The following is a 13209-nucleotide window of genomic DNA, read 5'->3' as shown; positions in this document are numbered from 1 at the left end:
GGAGGAATCCTAATACCGGCCAGATAAAGGCTGACGAACTTGCGTGAGGGATTTGTTCATTACCGCTATAATCGCCGCCTTTTCATCGGGCTATACGATTTCAGACATGAGCCAATCCAGCGACCTGATTCAATCAGCACAACGCACCATCCGCCTCGAACTTCAGGCCGTAGAAGGCTTGCTGCCCCATATCGATGCAGATTTCGTACGCGCTTGCGAGATGATTCTGGCCAGTAAAGGCCGCGTGGTAGTGGTCGGCATGGGCAAGTCCGGGCACGTCGGCAACAAGATCGCCGCCACCCTGGCCAGCACCGGCACCACGGCTTTCTTTGTCCACCCGGCTGAAGCCAGTCATGGCGACATGGGCATGATCACTCGCGACGACGTGATCCTGGCCCTCTCCAACTCCGGCTCCACCAACGAAATCGTCACCCTGCTGCCCTTGATCAAGCGCCTGGGCATCCAGTTGATCAGCCTGACCGGCAACCCTGACTCGCCGCTGGCCAAGGCCGCCGACGTCAACCTCAATGTGCATGTCGAACACGAGGCCTGCCCGCTGAACCTGGCGCCGACCTCCTCGACCACTGCCGCCCTGGTCATGGGCGATGCCCTGGCCGTGGCCCTGCTGGAAGCTCGCGGGTTCACCGCCGAAGACTTCGCTTTCTCCCATCCCGGAGGCGCCCTGGGCCGCCGTCTGCTGCTCAAGGTGGAGAATGTGATGCATGAAGGCACCGAGTTGCCACACGTGCAAAGGGGCACCCTGCTCAAGGACGCGCTCATGGAGATGACCCGCAAGGGCCTGGGCATGACCGTGATCCTGGAGGCCGATGGCCGCCTGGCCGGGATCTTCACCGACGGCGACTTGCGCCGCACCCTGGATCGCGCCATCGATATTCATCACGCCACCATCGACTCGGTCATGACCCCTCACGGCAAGACGGCACGCGCCGATATGCTGGCAGCCGAAGCCCTGAAGATCATGGAAGACCATAAAATCAGCGCCCTGGTGGTGGTGGACAAGGAAGACCGGCCGATCGGCGCCTTGAACATGCACGATCTGCTGCGCGCGGGAGTGATGTAATGAGTGCCGACCTGCTGCAACGCGGTAAAAACATCAAGCTGGCGGTTTTCGACGTCGACGGCGTACTGACCGACGGTCGCCTGTACTTCCTTGAGGACGGCAGCGAGTTCAAGACGTTCAATACCCTCGACGGCCAAGGCATCAAGATGCTCATGGCCGCCGGGGTGCAGACGGCGATCATCAGCGGGCGCAAGACCCCTGTGGTGGAGCGCCGGGCCAAGAACCTGGGGATTCCCCACCTCTACCAGGGTCGTGAAGACAAGCTGGTGGTGCTGGACGAACTTCTTGCCCAACTGGGCCTAAGCTATGAACAGGTCGCCTATCTGGGCGACGACCTGCCCGACCTGCCGGTGATCCGCCGTGTCGGCCTGGGCATGGCGGTGGCCAACGCAGCCGGCTTTGTCCGCGAACACGCCCATGGCATCACTGTAGCCCGCGGTGGCGAAGGCGCTGCCCGGGAGTTCTGCGAGCTGATCCTGCAAGCCCAGGACCGCCTTGAAGCAGCCAACGCCGCTTATTTATAGAGCCCTCCCATGCTGAGTAAAAAGATTCGCAACATCCTGATATTCGGGATCATCGCCCTGCTGTTCGCGGCGGTCGGTTACTGGAACATCAGCCCTGAGCGCTTCCTCGACAAGCCGGTAGTGCAGGTCGACGACAACGCCATCGACTATTACGTGATCAACGCTCGCAGCGTGCAGTACCTTCCTGACGGCAAGCTGCAGTACGAAATGACCTCGGACAAAGTGGAGCACGTCAAGGCCAGCGAAGTGACGCTGCTGACCAAGCCGGACCTGCAGATGTACCGCGGCACCACTTTCCCCTGGCACGTCCAGAGCGAGCGCGGCGAAGTCAATCCGGACGGCACCGAGGTCGAGCTGATCGATTCGGTACGGGTTTCCCGCACTGATGAGCGCAACCGCAACCTGCTGATCACCACCAGCCGCATGACAGTATTCCCGCAGAAGCAATATGCGCAGACCGAGCAAGCCGTTAGAATCGACGGCGCCGGCGGCGTGACTACGGCCAAGGGAATGAAAGCGTATTTGAAAGACGGCAGGATGAACCTGCTATCGAACGTAAGAGGACAGTATGAGGCTCGTTAAAACCCTCCCTATTTTGCTCAGTCTGGGCGCAGCACTGGGAAGCGTGAGCGCCTGGGCTCTGCCGAACGATAGCCAACAGCCAATCCGCATCCAGGCCGACGACGCCCAGTTGGACGATAAGAACGGCGTAGCCACCTACAAGGGCGATGTGATCATCACCCAGGGTTCGATGAAGATCACTGGCAACACCGTGACCATCACCCGAGCCCAGAGCGGCGAAATCGACGTAGTGACGTCGGTGGGCAACCTCGCCTACTTCGAGCAGCTGCAGAAGCAGACCGACCCGAAACCGGTTCAGGCCTACGCCGTGACCATCCAGTACCACGCTCAGCAGAATCGCATCGTGCTGATCGACAAAGCCAAGGTCATCAACGACGGCAACACCACCGAAGGCGAGAAGATCGTCTACGACACCGTCAAGCAAGTGGCTAACGCCGGTCGCGCCAATGGCAGCTCGGTCACCGCGCCACGTCCGCGGATCGACATGGTCATCCAGCCGAAAAAGAAAACCGACGAGCAAAAGGCCCAGTAATGGCAACTCTGAAAGCTCAGCACCTGGCCAAGAGCTACAAGAGCCGTCAGGTCGTGCGTGATGTCAGCCTGTCCATCGACAGCGGCCAGATCGTCGGCCTGCTCGGCCCCAACGGCGCCGGCAAGACCACCTGTTTCTACATGATCGTCGGCCTGGTCCAGGCCGACCAGGGCCGCGTCCTGATCGACGACCTGGATGTCAGCCACCAACCGATGCACGGTCGCGCCCGCGCCGGCATCGGCTACCTGCCACAGGAAGCCTCGATCTTCCGCAAGCTGTCGGTGGCCGACAACATCATGGCCATCCTCGAGACCCGCAAGGAACTCGACAAGGCCGGCCGTCGCCAGGAACTGGAAAGCCTGCTGCAGGAGTTCCACATCAACCATATCCGCGACAACCTCGGCATGAGCCTGTCCGGTGGTGAGCGCCGTCGCGTGGAAATCGCCCGCGCCCTGGCCACCGCGCCCAAGTTCATCCTGCTGGACGAACCCTTCGCCGGCGTGGACCCGATCTCGGTCGGCGATATCAAGCAGATCATCCACCACCTGAAGGCCAAGGGCATCGGGGTGCTGATCACCGACCACAATGTCCGCGAAACCCTGGACATCTGTGAAACCGCCTATATCGTCAATGACGGGCAACTGATTGCCGAAGGCGACTCCGAGACCATCCTGGCCAACGAATTGGTCAAGGAAGTCTACCTGGGCCATGAGTTCCGCCTGTAAAGGCTGAGGTGTCGGGCTAGATGCCAGAGCGCCAGGAACAATAAATCCCTACTGATTTTATTGTTACAGCGCTCTAGGCAAACACTTCAGTTTCAGGCATATAATTTGCTTATGTTTGGCGCTCCGGCGCCCTGTAGTGGATGGCGCATGTGCGCCGGCAAATAAGGTGTTAAGCCCCTGCCATGAAACCATCGCTAGTCCTGAGAATGGGCCAGCAGCTGACGATGACACCGCAGCTGCAACAGGCCATCCGCCTGCTCCAATTGTCGACCCTGGACCTGCAACAGGAAATCCAGGAGGCCCTGGAGTCCAACCCGATGCTCGAACGCCAGGAAGATGGCGAAGACTTCGACAACAGCGACCCCTTGGCCGACAACACCGAGTCCAAACCCAACACCGAGATTCAGGAACCCTCCTACCAGGAAACCGCCCCCACGGTGGATAACCTCGAGGAAGGCGAATGGAACGAACGCATCCCCAACGAGCTACCGGTGGACACCGCGTGGGAAGACGTCTACCAGACCAGCGCCAGCAGCCTGCCCAGCAGTGATGATGATGAATGGGACTTCACCACTCGCACATCGGCCGGCGAGAGCCTGCAAAGCCACCTGCTCTGGCAACTGAACCTGGCGCCAATGTCGGATACCGACCGCCTGATCGCCGTGACCCTGATCGATTGCATCAACAATCAGGGTTACCTGGACGAAACCCTTGAAGAGATTCTCGAGGCCTTCGATCCGGAGTTGGACATCGAGCTGGACGAGATCGAAGCCGTCCTGCACCGCATCCAGCAATTCGAGCCAGCCGGCATCGGCGCCCGCAACCTGGGTGAATGCCTGCTGCTGCAACTGCGCCAACTGCCAGCGAAAACTCCCTGGCTGAGCGAAGCCCAGCGCCTGGTCAGTGACTACATCGACCTCCTGGGCAGTCGCGACTACAGCCAGCTGATGCGCCGCATGAAGCTCAAGGAAGACGAGCTGCGCCAGGTCATCGAACTGGTGCAAAGCCTCAACCCGCGCCCGGGCTCACAGATCGAATCCAGCGAAGCCGAATACGTGGTCCCGGACGTCATCGTGCGCAAGGACAACGAGCGCTGGCTGGTGGAGCTGAATCAGGAGTCCGTGCCACGCCTGCGGGTCAACGCACAGTACGCCGGCTTTGTTCGCCGCGCCGACACCAGTGCCGACAACACCTTCATGCGCAATCAGTTGCAGGAAGCTCGCTGGTTCATCAAGAGCCTGCAGAGCCGCAACGAAACCCTGATGAAAGTCGCCACTCAGATCGTCGAGCACCAACGAGGCTTCCTGGAGTACGGCGACGAAGCCATGAAACCTCTGGTTCTGCATGACATCGCTGAAGCTGTGGGCATGCACGAATCGACCATTTCCCGTGTAACCACGCAAAAATTCATGCATACCCCCCGGGGCATATATGAACTGAAATACTTTTTCTCCAGCCACGTCAGCACCTCCGAAGGCGGCGAATGCTCGTCCACGGCGATCCGCGCGATCATCAAAAAACTGGTGGCTGCGGAAAATCAGAAAAAGCCGTTGAGTGACAGCAAGATCGCTGGTTTACTGGAGGCACAAGGCATTCAGGTAGCCCGTCGTACCGTCGCCAAGTACCGCGAATCCCTTGGGATCGCGCCTTCCAGCGAACGGAAGCGGTTGATGTAGCCGCAGGGCTGGCCACAGCGTTTCAGAGTGTGTTTGAAACAGGCCGAAAGTCGGTTTCAAACGCGGTCTAGGTGGCAGGCAACCCAGCCTGTCGCGTTATGCACTGGCAACGAAGGAGAAGCTGTATGCAAGTCAACATCAGTGGACACCAACTCGAAGTGACTGAACCTCTGCGCGCTTACATCGGCGAGAAACTCGACCGGCTGGAGCGGCACTTCGACAAGATTACCAATGTGCAGGTCACCATGGCTGTCGAGAAGCTGAAGCAGAAAATCGAAGCCACCCTGCACATCCACGGTGGGGAGGTCGTCGCCAATGCAGAACATGACGATATGTATGCCGCAATCGACCTGCTCACGGACAAGCTTGACCGCCAACTGAAAAAGCATAAGGAAAAGCAACTCCACCTTCTCCAAGGCACGGGTCGCTAACACTCCCCTCTCATGATCCGACTTGAAAGCATCCTGACCCCCGGCCGTTCCCTGGTGAACGTGCCGGGCGGCAGTAAAAAACGCGCCCTCGAACAAATTGCCAACCTGATCAGCCGCGAAGTGCCTGATCTGGAGATGCAGGATGTCTTCGAGAGCCTGATCGCCCGTGAAAAACTCGGTTCCACCGGTTTTGGCAACGGCATCGCCATTCCCCACTGCCGCCTCAAAGGCTGTGAGTCGCCTATCAGTGCATTGATGCACCTGGACGCTCCGATCGATTTCGACGCCATCGACGGTGCACCCGTGGATCTGCTGTTCGTCCTCCTGGTTCCGGAAGCCGCTACCGACGCACACCTGGAACTGCTCCGGCAGATCGCCAGCATGCTCGATCGCAAGGAAGTCCGTGACCGGCTGCGCAGTGCCACCAGCAATGAAGCCTTGTATCAGGTTGTCCTGGACGAGCAAAACGGTCAGTAACCATGCGCTTGATCATTGTCAGCGGCCGCTCCGGCTCAGGTAAAAGCACCGCCCTCGATGTTCTTGAGGACCACGGCTACTACTGCATCGACAACCTTCCCGCCGGCTTGCTGCCCGAGCTGGCCGAGCGCGCGTTGATTCACACGGAACTGGCACAACCTCTGGTAGCGGTTTCCATCGACGCCCGAAACCTGCCCAGCCATCTGTCGCGCTTCCCCGAGTTGCTGGAAGAAGTGCGCAGCCGGCATATCCAGTGCGACGTGCTCTATCTGGACGCCGATGAGGAAACCCTGCTCAAGCGTTTCTCGGAAACCCGGCGGCGCCACCCGCTGAGCAGTGCCAATCGCTCGCTGGCTGAAGCCATCCACGATGAGACTCAACTGCTGGGGCCGATCGTCGATCTGGCCGACCTCAAGGTCAACACCACCAATCTGAACCTCTACCAGTTGCGGGACACCATCAAGCTGCGCCTGCTGAACCAACCCGAACCCGGGACCGCGTTCCTGGTGGAGTCTTTCGGTTTCAAGCGCGGCATGCCGGTGGACGCCGACCTGGTGTTTGACGTGCGCTGCCTGCCCAATCCGTACTGGAAGCCCGAACTGCGCGCCCAATCCGGTCTGGACGCTCCCGTGGCCGAATACCTGGCCGCACAGCCCGATGTCGAAGAAATGTTCCAGGACATCGAAAGCTATCTGCTCAAGTGGCTGCCACGCTTCGCTGCCAGCAACCGCGCCTACGTGACCATTGCCATTGGCTGCACCGGCGGACATCACCGCTCCGTGTACCTGACCGAGCGCCTGGGCAAGGTGTTGCAAAAAACCCTGAAGAACGTCCAGGTTCGCCACCGCGACCTTAGCTGAAAGGATCTACCCCGCGATGCCAGCTCTGGAAATCGAGATCATCAACAAACTGGGTTTGCACGCCCGCGCCTCAGCCAAATTCGTCGGTGTAGCGGGACAGTTCCCCTGCCAGATCCGCGCCGGCAGGAGCCCGGAGTCAATGGTGGACGGCAAAAGCATCATGGCCATGATGATGCTCGCCGCAGGCAAGGGCACCAAGATCCATCTGAAGACCGAAGGCGAGCAAGAACAGGAAGCGCTGAATGCGCTGGTGGCATTGATCAACAACTACTTCGACGAGGGCGAGTAAGCCCCTGCGGGCCACTCGCCAAACGGCCCTCAGGCGAGCGCCGTATCCATCACCATCATCAGGCAAAAGCCGATGCACAATCCGAGGCTGGCAAGCTTTTCGTGACCATTGCGACGGGACTCGGGAATGACTTCATGAGTCACCACCAGCAACATGGCTCCCGCCGCCAGGGCCAAACCCAGCGGCAGCAGCACCTGCGCCAGACTGACCAACCAGGCACAGAGCAAGGCAAAGACCGGCTCCACCAAGCCTGAAGCGGCGCCAATCAGAAATGCCCTGACCCGCGACATCCCCGCCCCCGCCAGCACCAGAGCGATCACCAACCCCTCCGGCACATCCTGCAGGGCAATACCCATGGCCAAGCTGTCCGCATCCGCCATGCCGCCCCCTGCCGACACCCCCACCGCCATGCCTTCCGGAATGTTGTGGGCAATGATGGCAAAGACAAACAGCCAGATGCGTGGCGCAATCACCGGATGCTCCGCCGTACCTACCAGCACTTCGGGGCTGGCTCCCGACACCTTGCGATCCACCAGGAACAAGCCAAAAGCCCCCAGCATGATGCCGGCGCAAACCAGGCCACTGGAGCCCCAGGCAGACAAGCCCAAGTCTTGAGCAGCGGCAATACCGGGAACAATCAGCGAAAACGCCGTCGCCGCCAGCATCACCCCAGCGCCAAAACCCAGCAACGTATCGCTCACGGCCATCGGCATTCTGCGGATCACCAGCACCGGGACCGCCCCCAGTGCCGTGCCCAACGCGCAGATCGAGCCACCCTGCAAGGCGCGCAACAACCTTGGTTCCAGATCCAGCCAGCTCAGCCCTTGAGCCACCAGCAGCGCAGTGCCCGCCAACAGCAACAGCGAACCGAAGGCATAACGAAACATCCGTCCGCTGCTGATCGCCAGTGTTTCAGTGCCCATAGTCGGCCTTAGGTCTTGTTATGAAAGGAGGTATCAGGCCATCGCGGCCTGATAGCGTTGAGCGACTTCCGGCCAATTGATCACGTTGTAGAACGCATTGATGTATTCCGGCCGACGGTTCTGATAACGCAGGTAGTAGGCGTGCTCCCACACGTCCAGACCGAGAATCGGCGTGTTGCCATTCATCAGCGGGCTGTCCTGGTTACCGCTGCTTTCCACCAGCAGCTTTTTCTCCGGAGTCACGCTGAGCCAGGCCCAGCCACTGCCGAAACGGGTCAGCGCAGCCTTGGTGAACGCCTCCTTGAAGCGCTCGAAACCACCCAGTTGCTGTTCGATTGCCTGAGCCAGGGCACCCTCGGGCTTACCGCCGCCGGCCGGGGTCATCACCGCCCAGAACAGCGAATGGTTGGCGTGGCCGCCCCCTTGGTTGATCACCGCGGCCCGAAGTTTTTCCGGCAGTTGCTGGACGCTGGCCACCAGTTTTTCGACTTCCCAGCCCGCCCATTCAGTGCCTTCTACAGCGGCATTGAGATTGTTGATGTAGGTCTGGTGGTGCTTGCTGTAGTGAATCTCCATGGTCTGCGCATCGATGTGCGGCTCCAGGGCGTCGTAGGCATAAGGCAGTGCAGGCAAGGTAAAGGACATATCAATGGGCTCCGTAAGAGGGGCTGTCGGCTAGCGGGCTGTCGGCTGACAGGCCCGCGACGTTGCTGTCCAGCAAGCGATGAGTACGGGGGTACTCACCGTGATCACCGATGAAATTCAGCAGCTCGACGTAGGTCTTGCTGCTCTGGCGCAAAGCCGCTTCGCGCAAGGCAGGGCTGAGGCGGCTGTCCTGCATGGTCTGCAGCAGGCGCTGGTGGATCGCGCAGAGGTACTCCGCGCTCTCCTCCGGCTGGTTCAGGCGCAAATGCAGGTCCGCCAGGTTGTGATGGGAAATCACACAGGCTGCCACCGCCTCGTCGGCATCCCCCCAGCGCTCGAACAACACCTGGGCCAAGGCCAGTGCCTGCAGGTAGAACTCGCGAGCATCCACCAGTTCGCCCTGCATAAAGAGGCGATTGGCCCTTTCGATCGTGCGTTTCCAGTGCTCCATGGTGAGCCTCCAAAGCGGTGTTGGGGTTACACGCCGCCTGCGGTGAGTTTTTCCGGGTCCAGCAGGACCTCAAGCTGGCTGCGTGGCAGATCAGTGAGTTCAAGTGCCACGTCGATCACCGGGCGACCTTGCCTGTAGGCGGTCTTGGCAATTTCAGCGGCCTTCTGATACCCGATGATCGGGTTCAGAGCAGTCACCAGGATCGGGTTGCGTGACAGTGCTTCCTTGAGCTTGGGCTCGTTGACCTTGAAGCTGGCAATGGCCTTGTCCGCCAACAGGCGACTGGAGTTGGCCAGCAGCTCAATGCTACCGAGCAGGTTCTGGGCAATGATCGGCAGCATCACGTTGAGCTCGAAGTTGCCCGATTGCCCGGCCACGGTGATGGTGCTGTCGTTACCAATGACTTGGGCCGCGACCATCGCCACGGCTTCCGGAATCACCGGATTGACCTTGCCCGGCATGATCGACGAGCCCGGCTGCAGCCCCTCCAGCTCGATCTCGCCAAGCCCCGCCAGTGGACCGGAGTTCATCCAGCGCAGGTCGTTGGCGATCTTCATCAACGACACCGCAGTGGCCTTGAGCTGGCCGGACACCGTGACCGCCGTGTCCTGTGAGCCGATCAGGGCGAACAGGTTCTTGCCCGGGGTGAACTGCACCTGGGTCAGCTTGCTCAACTGCCGGCTGAAGCGCGCAGCGAACTCGGGGTGAGCGTTGATTCCAGTCCCCACGGCGGTGCCGCCCTGAGCCAGGGCCTGCAGGCTCGGCAGCAGGTCCTGCAAGTGAGCGATATTGGCCTTGAGCTGCTGCGCCCAACCGTCCAGCACCTGGCTCATTCGCACCGGCATGGCATCCATCAGGTGGGTACGACCGGTCTTGATGAAGGGATGCACCTGCACCGCCTTGCGCTCAATGACCTCCACCAGATGCACCAGTGCCGGCAGCAGTTGCTCATGCAGGGTCAGGGCTGCGCTGACGTGAATGGTGGTGGGAATGATGTCGTTGCTGCTCTGGCCACAGTTGACGTGGTCATTGGGGTTGACCGGCTCGCCCAACAGGCGGCTGGCCAGGGTCGCCAGCACTTCGTTGGCGTTCATGTTGGAACTGGTACCGGAGCCGGTCTGGAAGATGTCCACCGGAAAGTGCTGCATGTAGTCGCCTTCCAACAGCCCCTGGGCGGCATCGACAATGGCCTTGCCCTGGGACGCGCTGAGCTGCCCAAGCTCGACGTTGGCCTCGGCCGCTGCAGCCTTGGCCAGAATCAGGGCACGAATGAAGGCTGCCGGCATGCGTTGCCCGCTGATGGGAAAGTTATCCACCGCGCGCTGAGTCTGCGCGCCATACAAGGCCTGCTCCGGGACCTGCAGTTCGCCCATGCTGTCGCGTTCGATACGGGTATTACTCATCGGGAAATCCTTGCACCAGTTCAATCAGAGGAATGGAAGGCAGCAGCGAACAGGTCGCCAGTTGCCAGGCATGGCTTTGCCAGCGCTTGAGCCGGCACTTGCACAAAGACAACCGCTCCATGTCACGCAATGGCCGCCAGGCCTGATCCAGGCACAGGCTGCGCCAGTGCCAGGGCAGCGCAGTATCGGTAGCGGTATCGATCAACAAACGGAAGGAGGTTTCAGCGACGGTCCAGGCCGACATCGCGGTGCAGCACGCCAGGTAGCGGCCCTCGGCGAGGTAATGCTCGATCAGACGCGGTTCGTCCGGTTCCAGTGCGCAACGGATCTGGCGACTCATCCAGCGCCAGCTTTCGAGGTAGGGCTGCTCGTGCAAGGCAGAACTCATGACCTGGGCTCATTGAATAATGATTTTCATTATTAAATGATATTGAGAATCAAATCAATCTGACTTGTACGAATTTTACCCAACCCTTGTAGGAGCCGACTTGGCGGCGAATGAGCCCTTGTGCCGGGTATCGAGCGTCAGGACGCCTTCGCTGGCAAGCCAGCTTAGAAAGCGCCAGGCATAAAAAAACGCGCCACCCGGGGAGGTGGCGCGTTTGGATGACCCAGGAGGGCGGTCAGCTACCAGCGACAGTCATGCGTTCGATCAGCACCGAGCCGGTGCGGATGTTGCTGCGCAGTTCCAGGTCGTTACCCACGGCAATGATCTGCTTGAACATGTCCCGCAAATTACCGGCAATGGTGACTTCCTGCACCGCGAACTGGATCTCGCCATTCTCGACCCAGAAACCCGCCGCACCACGGGAGTAATCCCCAGTGACCATGTTCAGGCCATGCCCCATCAACTCGGTCACCAACAGGCCACGCCCCATGCGCCGCAGCAGCGCCGCCTGGTCTTCATCGCCATGGGTGACGAACAGATTGTGCACGCCACCGGCGTTGGCGGTACTCGGCATGCCCAGCTTGCGTCCCGAGTAGGTGCCCAGCACATAGGACACCAACTCCCCGTCCTTGACGAAAGGCTTGGCGTAAGTGGCCAGGCCGTCACCATCGAACGCCGAACTGCCCATGGCGCGCATCAGGTGCGGACGCTCATCGATGGTCAGCCACTGGGGAAACAGCTGTTGGCCCAAGGCGCCTTCAAGGAAGGATGACTTGCGATACAGATTGCCGCCGGAAATCGCGCCGAGAAAACTGCCGAACAGGCCGCCGGCCAGTTCCGCAGAAAACAGCACCGGCACTTCGCAGGTCGGCACCGGGCGGGCGCCAAGTCGACTGGCCGCGCGTTGGGCAGCACGCTGACCAATGCTCGCAGGGTCGGCCAGCAACTGGCCCTGGCGATTGACGTCATACCAGTAGTCGCGCTGCATCTGGCCGTCAGCCTCGGCAATCATCACGCAGCTCAGACTGTGGCGAGTGGAGGCATAACCACCGATAAAACCGTGACTGTTGCCATACACCCGACAGCCCTGATGGGTGCTCAGGGTGGTGCCGTCGGCATTCTTGATCCGGCTGTCGGCGGCAAAGGCCGCAGCTTCACAGGCCAGGGCCTGCTCGATGGCCTGCTCTGGGGTGATGTCCCAGGCATGGAACAGGTCGAAGTCCTGCAGGTCCTTGGCCATCAAGGATGCATCGGCCAGCCCCGAGGCTTCGTCTTCGGAGGTGTGCTTGGCGATTGCCAGGGCCGCGGCCACGGTTTCACGAATGGCCTCGGGGCCGCTGGCAGAGGTGCTGGCCGAACCCTTGCGCTGACCCACATAGAGGGTGATGCCAAAGCCCTGGTCGCGGTTGAACTCCACGGTTTCCACTTCCCGCTGGCGCACCGAAGTCGACAGGCCCTGCTCCAGAGACACCGCTACTTCGCAGGCACTGGCCCCCTGGCGCTTGGCCTCGGCAACGATCTGCTCGACTTGCTCCTGCAGGGCCGGCAAAGCCTGTGGGCCGACGCTTTGTGCTGCACTCATGCTGTTCTCCACTCAAATTCTGCTTTCGATTAAGGCCGGCGAGCGACCGGGCCGGACAAGCGGCCCTCGACTGGTTATCATGGCGGCGTTTCTTTGCGGACTGCCACCATGGTTGATTCTTACGACGACTCCCTCGATGGGGAGAAAAGCAAATCCCAGGTCAAACGCGAGCTGCATGCTCTGGTTGATCTCGGCGAGCGCCTTACCACTCTCAAGCCTGACTTGCTGAACAAACTGCCGTTGACCGACGCCTTGCGCCGGGCCCTGGCGGATGCGCCCAAGCACGTCGCCCATATCGCCCGAAAGCGCCACCTGCAATTCATCGGCAAGCTGATGCGTGACCAGGACACCGACGCGATTCTGCAACTGCTCGACCAACTCGACGCCTCCACCCGGCAGTACAACGAACGTTTCCATAACCTGGAACGTTGGCGTGACCGCCTGATCGGCGGCGGCGATGACGTTCTGGAAAAGTTCGTCAGTGAATACCCGGACGCCGATCGCCAGCAACTGCGCTCCCTGATTCGTCAGGCCCAGCACGAGGTGGCCCATAACAAGGCGCCGGCCTCCAGCCGTAAAATCTTCAAGTACATCCGCGAGCTGGACGAGACCCAACGCGGTCTGCGTTGAGTCCTCCACG

17 protein-coding genes are annotated in these 13209 nt (G+C 60.5%); 11 read left to right on the top strand and 6 right to left on the bottom strand.

Translation table 11 applies throughout. The features are described 5' to 3' along the window. Nucleotides 1-106: 106 nt before the first annotated feature. The 10 genes from PFZ56_RS10455 to PFZ56_RS10410 all read left to right on the top strand — a co-directional run bounded on the left by PFZ56_RS10455 (nt 107) and on the right by PFZ56_RS10410 (nt 7177). The gene (locus tag PFZ56_RS10455; protein ID WP_102878376.1) at nt 107-1081 is read left to right on the top strand and encodes a KpsF/GutQ family sugar-phosphate isomerase; all 975 of its coding nucleotides are present in this window, start codon (nt 107-109) and stop codon (nt 1079-1081) included. Further along, nucleotides 1081-1605: an HAD family hydrolase gene (locus tag PFZ56_RS10450; RefSeq protein ID WP_102861154.1), complete on the top strand. Its 525-nt coding sequence runs from the start codon at nt 1081-1083 to the stop codon at nt 1603-1605. The genes PFZ56_RS10455 and PFZ56_RS10450 overlap by 1 nt, the downstream gene beginning before the upstream one ends. Nucleotides 1606-1614: 9 nt before the next feature. Further along, nucleotides 1615-2187 (top strand): LPS export ABC transporter periplasmic protein LptC, encoded by a 573-nt coding sequence (gene lptC, locus PFZ56_RS10445; protein ID WP_102861153.1) that lies wholly within the window; start codon nt 1615-1617, stop codon nt 2185-2187. Continuing rightward, a complete protein-coding gene (gene lptA / locus PFZ56_RS10440) occupies nt 2174-2719 on the top strand; it encodes a lipopolysaccharide transport periplasmic protein LptA (protein ID WP_102861152.1) in 546 nt (181 codons plus the stop codon). Before lptC ends, lptA begins: the two co-directional genes overlap by 14 nt. After that, entirely contained in the window at nt 2719-3444 is a 726-nt protein-coding gene (gene lptB / locus PFZ56_RS10435; RefSeq protein ID WP_011059270.1) for an LPS export ABC transporter ATP-binding protein, read from the top strand. The genes lptA and lptB overlap by 1 nt, the downstream gene beginning before the upstream one ends. Nucleotides 3445-3626: 182 nt before the next feature. After that, nucleotides 3627-5120: an RNA polymerase factor sigma-54 gene (locus tag PFZ56_RS10430; protein WP_102861151.1), complete on the top strand. Its 1494-nt coding sequence runs from the start codon at nt 3627-3629 to the stop codon at nt 5118-5120. 125 nt (nt 5121-5245) lie between these two features. After that, entirely contained in the window at nt 5246-5551 is a 306-nt protein-coding gene (hpf, locus tag PFZ56_RS10425) for a ribosome hibernation-promoting factor, HPF/YfiA family (RefSeq protein WP_016966642.1), read from the top strand. 12 nt (nt 5552-5563) lie between these two features. Then, complete coding sequence (ptsN, locus tag PFZ56_RS10420; RefSeq protein WP_011059267.1) at nt 5564-6028, top strand: PTS IIA-like nitrogen regulatory protein PtsN; 465 nt, start codon at nt 5564-5566, stop codon at nt 6026-6028. A 2-nt stretch (nt 6029-6030) separates the two neighbouring features. After that, entirely contained in the window at nt 6031-6888 is an 858-nt protein-coding gene (gene rapZ / locus PFZ56_RS10415) for an RNase adapter RapZ (protein ID WP_016966640.1), read from the top strand. Between the two features lie 16 nt (nt 6889-6904). Continuing rightward, nucleotides 6905-7177: an HPr family phosphocarrier protein gene (locus PFZ56_RS10410; protein ID WP_041115979.1), complete on the top strand. Its 273-nt coding sequence runs from the start codon at nt 6905-6907 to the stop codon at nt 7175-7177. 29 nt (nt 7178-7206) lie between these two features. On the opposite strand, the gene PFZ56_RS10405 is transcribed toward PFZ56_RS10410, so the two are convergent. The 6 genes from PFZ56_RS10405 to pmbA all read right to left on the bottom strand — a co-directional run bounded on the left by PFZ56_RS10405 (nt 7207) and on the right by pmbA (nt 12569). Then, nucleotides 7207-8100, bottom strand: a complete 894-nt coding sequence (locus PFZ56_RS10405) for a ZIP family metal transporter (RefSeq protein ID WP_102878375.1) — start codon at nt 8098-8100, stop codon at nt 7207-7209. 33 nt (nt 8101-8133) lie between these two features. Then, the gene (locus PFZ56_RS10400; RefSeq protein ID WP_102861149.1) at nt 8134-8745 is read right to left on the bottom strand and encodes a superoxide dismutase; all 612 of its coding nucleotides are present in this window, start codon (nt 8743-8745) and stop codon (nt 8134-8136) included. 1 nt (nt 8746) lies between these two features. After that, complete coding sequence (locus PFZ56_RS10395; protein WP_102861148.1) at nt 8747-9196, bottom strand: hypothetical protein; 450 nt, start codon at nt 9194-9196, stop codon at nt 8747-8749. Nucleotides 9197-9222: 26 nt separating this feature from the next. Beyond that, nucleotides 9223-10599: an aspartate ammonia-lyase gene (locus tag PFZ56_RS10390; protein ID WP_102878373.1), complete on the bottom strand. Its 1377-nt coding sequence runs from the start codon at nt 10597-10599 to the stop codon at nt 9223-9225. Further along, nucleotides 10592-10987, bottom strand: coding sequence for a FagA protein (locus tag PFZ56_RS10385; RefSeq protein ID WP_102861146.1), 396 nt, complete (start codon nt 10985-10987; stop codon nt 10592-10594). Before PFZ56_RS10385 ends, PFZ56_RS10390 begins: the two co-directional genes overlap by 8 nt. A gap of 235 nt (nt 10988-11222) precedes the next feature. Further along, nucleotides 11223-12569 (bottom strand): metalloprotease PmbA, encoded by a 1347-nt coding sequence (pmbA, locus tag PFZ56_RS10380; RefSeq protein ID WP_102861145.1) that lies wholly within the window; start codon nt 12567-12569, stop codon nt 11223-11225. 108 nt (nt 12570-12677) lie between these two features. Here pmbA and yjgA point away from each other — a divergent pair, with 108 nt between their 5' ends. Then, complete coding sequence (gene yjgA / locus PFZ56_RS10375; protein WP_102861144.1) at nt 12678-13199, top strand: ribosome biogenesis factor YjgA; 522 nt, start codon at nt 12678-12680, stop codon at nt 13197-13199. Nucleotides 13200-13209 lie beyond the last annotated feature (10 nt).

It is taken from the genome of Pseudomonas danubii (assembly GCF_042980055.1).
GTDB lineage: Bacteria > Pseudomonadota > Gammaproteobacteria > Pseudomonadales > Pseudomonadaceae > Aquipseudomonas > Aquipseudomonas danubii.
Note: the sequence above shows the minus strand (reverse complement) of the source record. Positions and strands in the feature narration are given on the sequence as shown.

What these genes read in the sequence shown, in the direction of transcription:
- hpf (WP_016966642.1), top strand. Translation starts at nt 5,246, where the DNA reads ATGCAAGTCAACATCAGTGGACACCAACTCGAAGTGACTGAACCTCTG.
- pmbA (WP_102861145.1), bottom strand. Translation starts at nt 12,569, where the DNA reads ATGAGTGCAGCACAAAGCGTCGGCCCACAGGCTTTGCCGGCCCTGCAG.
- lptB (WP_011059270.1), top strand. Translation starts at nt 2,719, where the DNA reads ATGGCAACTCTGAAAGCTCAGCACCTGGCCAAGAGCTACAAGAGCCGT.
- PFZ56_RS10410 (WP_041115979.1), top strand. Translation starts at nt 6,905, where the DNA reads ATGCCAGCTCTGGAAATCGAGATCATCAACAAACTGGGTTTGCACGCC.
- PFZ56_RS10430 (WP_102861151.1), top strand. Translation starts at nt 3,627, where the DNA reads ATGAAACCATCGCTAGTCCTGAGAATGGGCCAGCAGCTGACGATGACA.
- PFZ56_RS10400 (WP_102861149.1), bottom strand. Translation starts at nt 8,745, where the DNA reads ATGTCCTTTACCTTGCCTGCACTGCCTTATGCCTACGACGCCCTGGAG.
- PFZ56_RS10450 (WP_102861154.1), top strand. Translation starts at nt 1,081, where the DNA reads ATGAGTGCCGACCTGCTGCAACGCGGTAAAAACATCAAGCTGGCGGTT.
- ptsN (WP_011059267.1), top strand. Translation starts at nt 5,564, where the DNA reads ATGATCCGACTTGAAAGCATCCTGACCCCCGGCCGTTCCCTGGTGAAC.
- lptC (WP_102861153.1), top strand. Translation starts at nt 1,615, where the DNA reads ATGCTGAGTAAAAAGATTCGCAACATCCTGATATTCGGGATCATCGCC.
- PFZ56_RS10385 (WP_102861146.1), bottom strand. Translation starts at nt 10,987, where the DNA reads ATGAGTTCTGCCTTGCACGAGCAGCCCTACCTCGAAAGCTGGCGCTGG.
- PFZ56_RS10395 (WP_102861148.1), bottom strand. Translation starts at nt 9,196, where the DNA reads ATGGAGCACTGGAAACGCACGATCGAAAGGGCCAATCGCCTCTTTATG.
- rapZ (WP_016966640.1), top strand. Translation starts at nt 6,031, where the DNA reads ATGCGCTTGATCATTGTCAGCGGCCGCTCCGGCTCAGGTAAAAGCACC.
- PFZ56_RS10455 (WP_102878376.1), top strand. Translation starts at nt 107, where the DNA reads ATGAGCCAATCCAGCGACCTGATTCAATCAGCACAACGCACCATCCGC.
- PFZ56_RS10390 (WP_102878373.1), bottom strand. Translation starts at nt 10,599, where the DNA reads ATGAGTAATACCCGTATCGAACGCGACAGCATGGGCGAACTGCAGGTC.
- yjgA (WP_102861144.1), top strand. Translation starts at nt 12,678, where the DNA reads ATGGTTGATTCTTACGACGACTCCCTCGATGGGGAGAAAAGCAAATCC.
- lptA (WP_102861152.1), top strand. Translation starts at nt 2,174, where the DNA reads ATGAGGCTCGTTAAAACCCTCCCTATTTTGCTCAGTCTGGGCGCAGCA.
- PFZ56_RS10405 (WP_102878375.1), bottom strand. Translation starts at nt 8,100, where the DNA reads ATGGGCACTGAAACACTGGCGATCAGCAGCGGACGGATGTTTCGTTAT.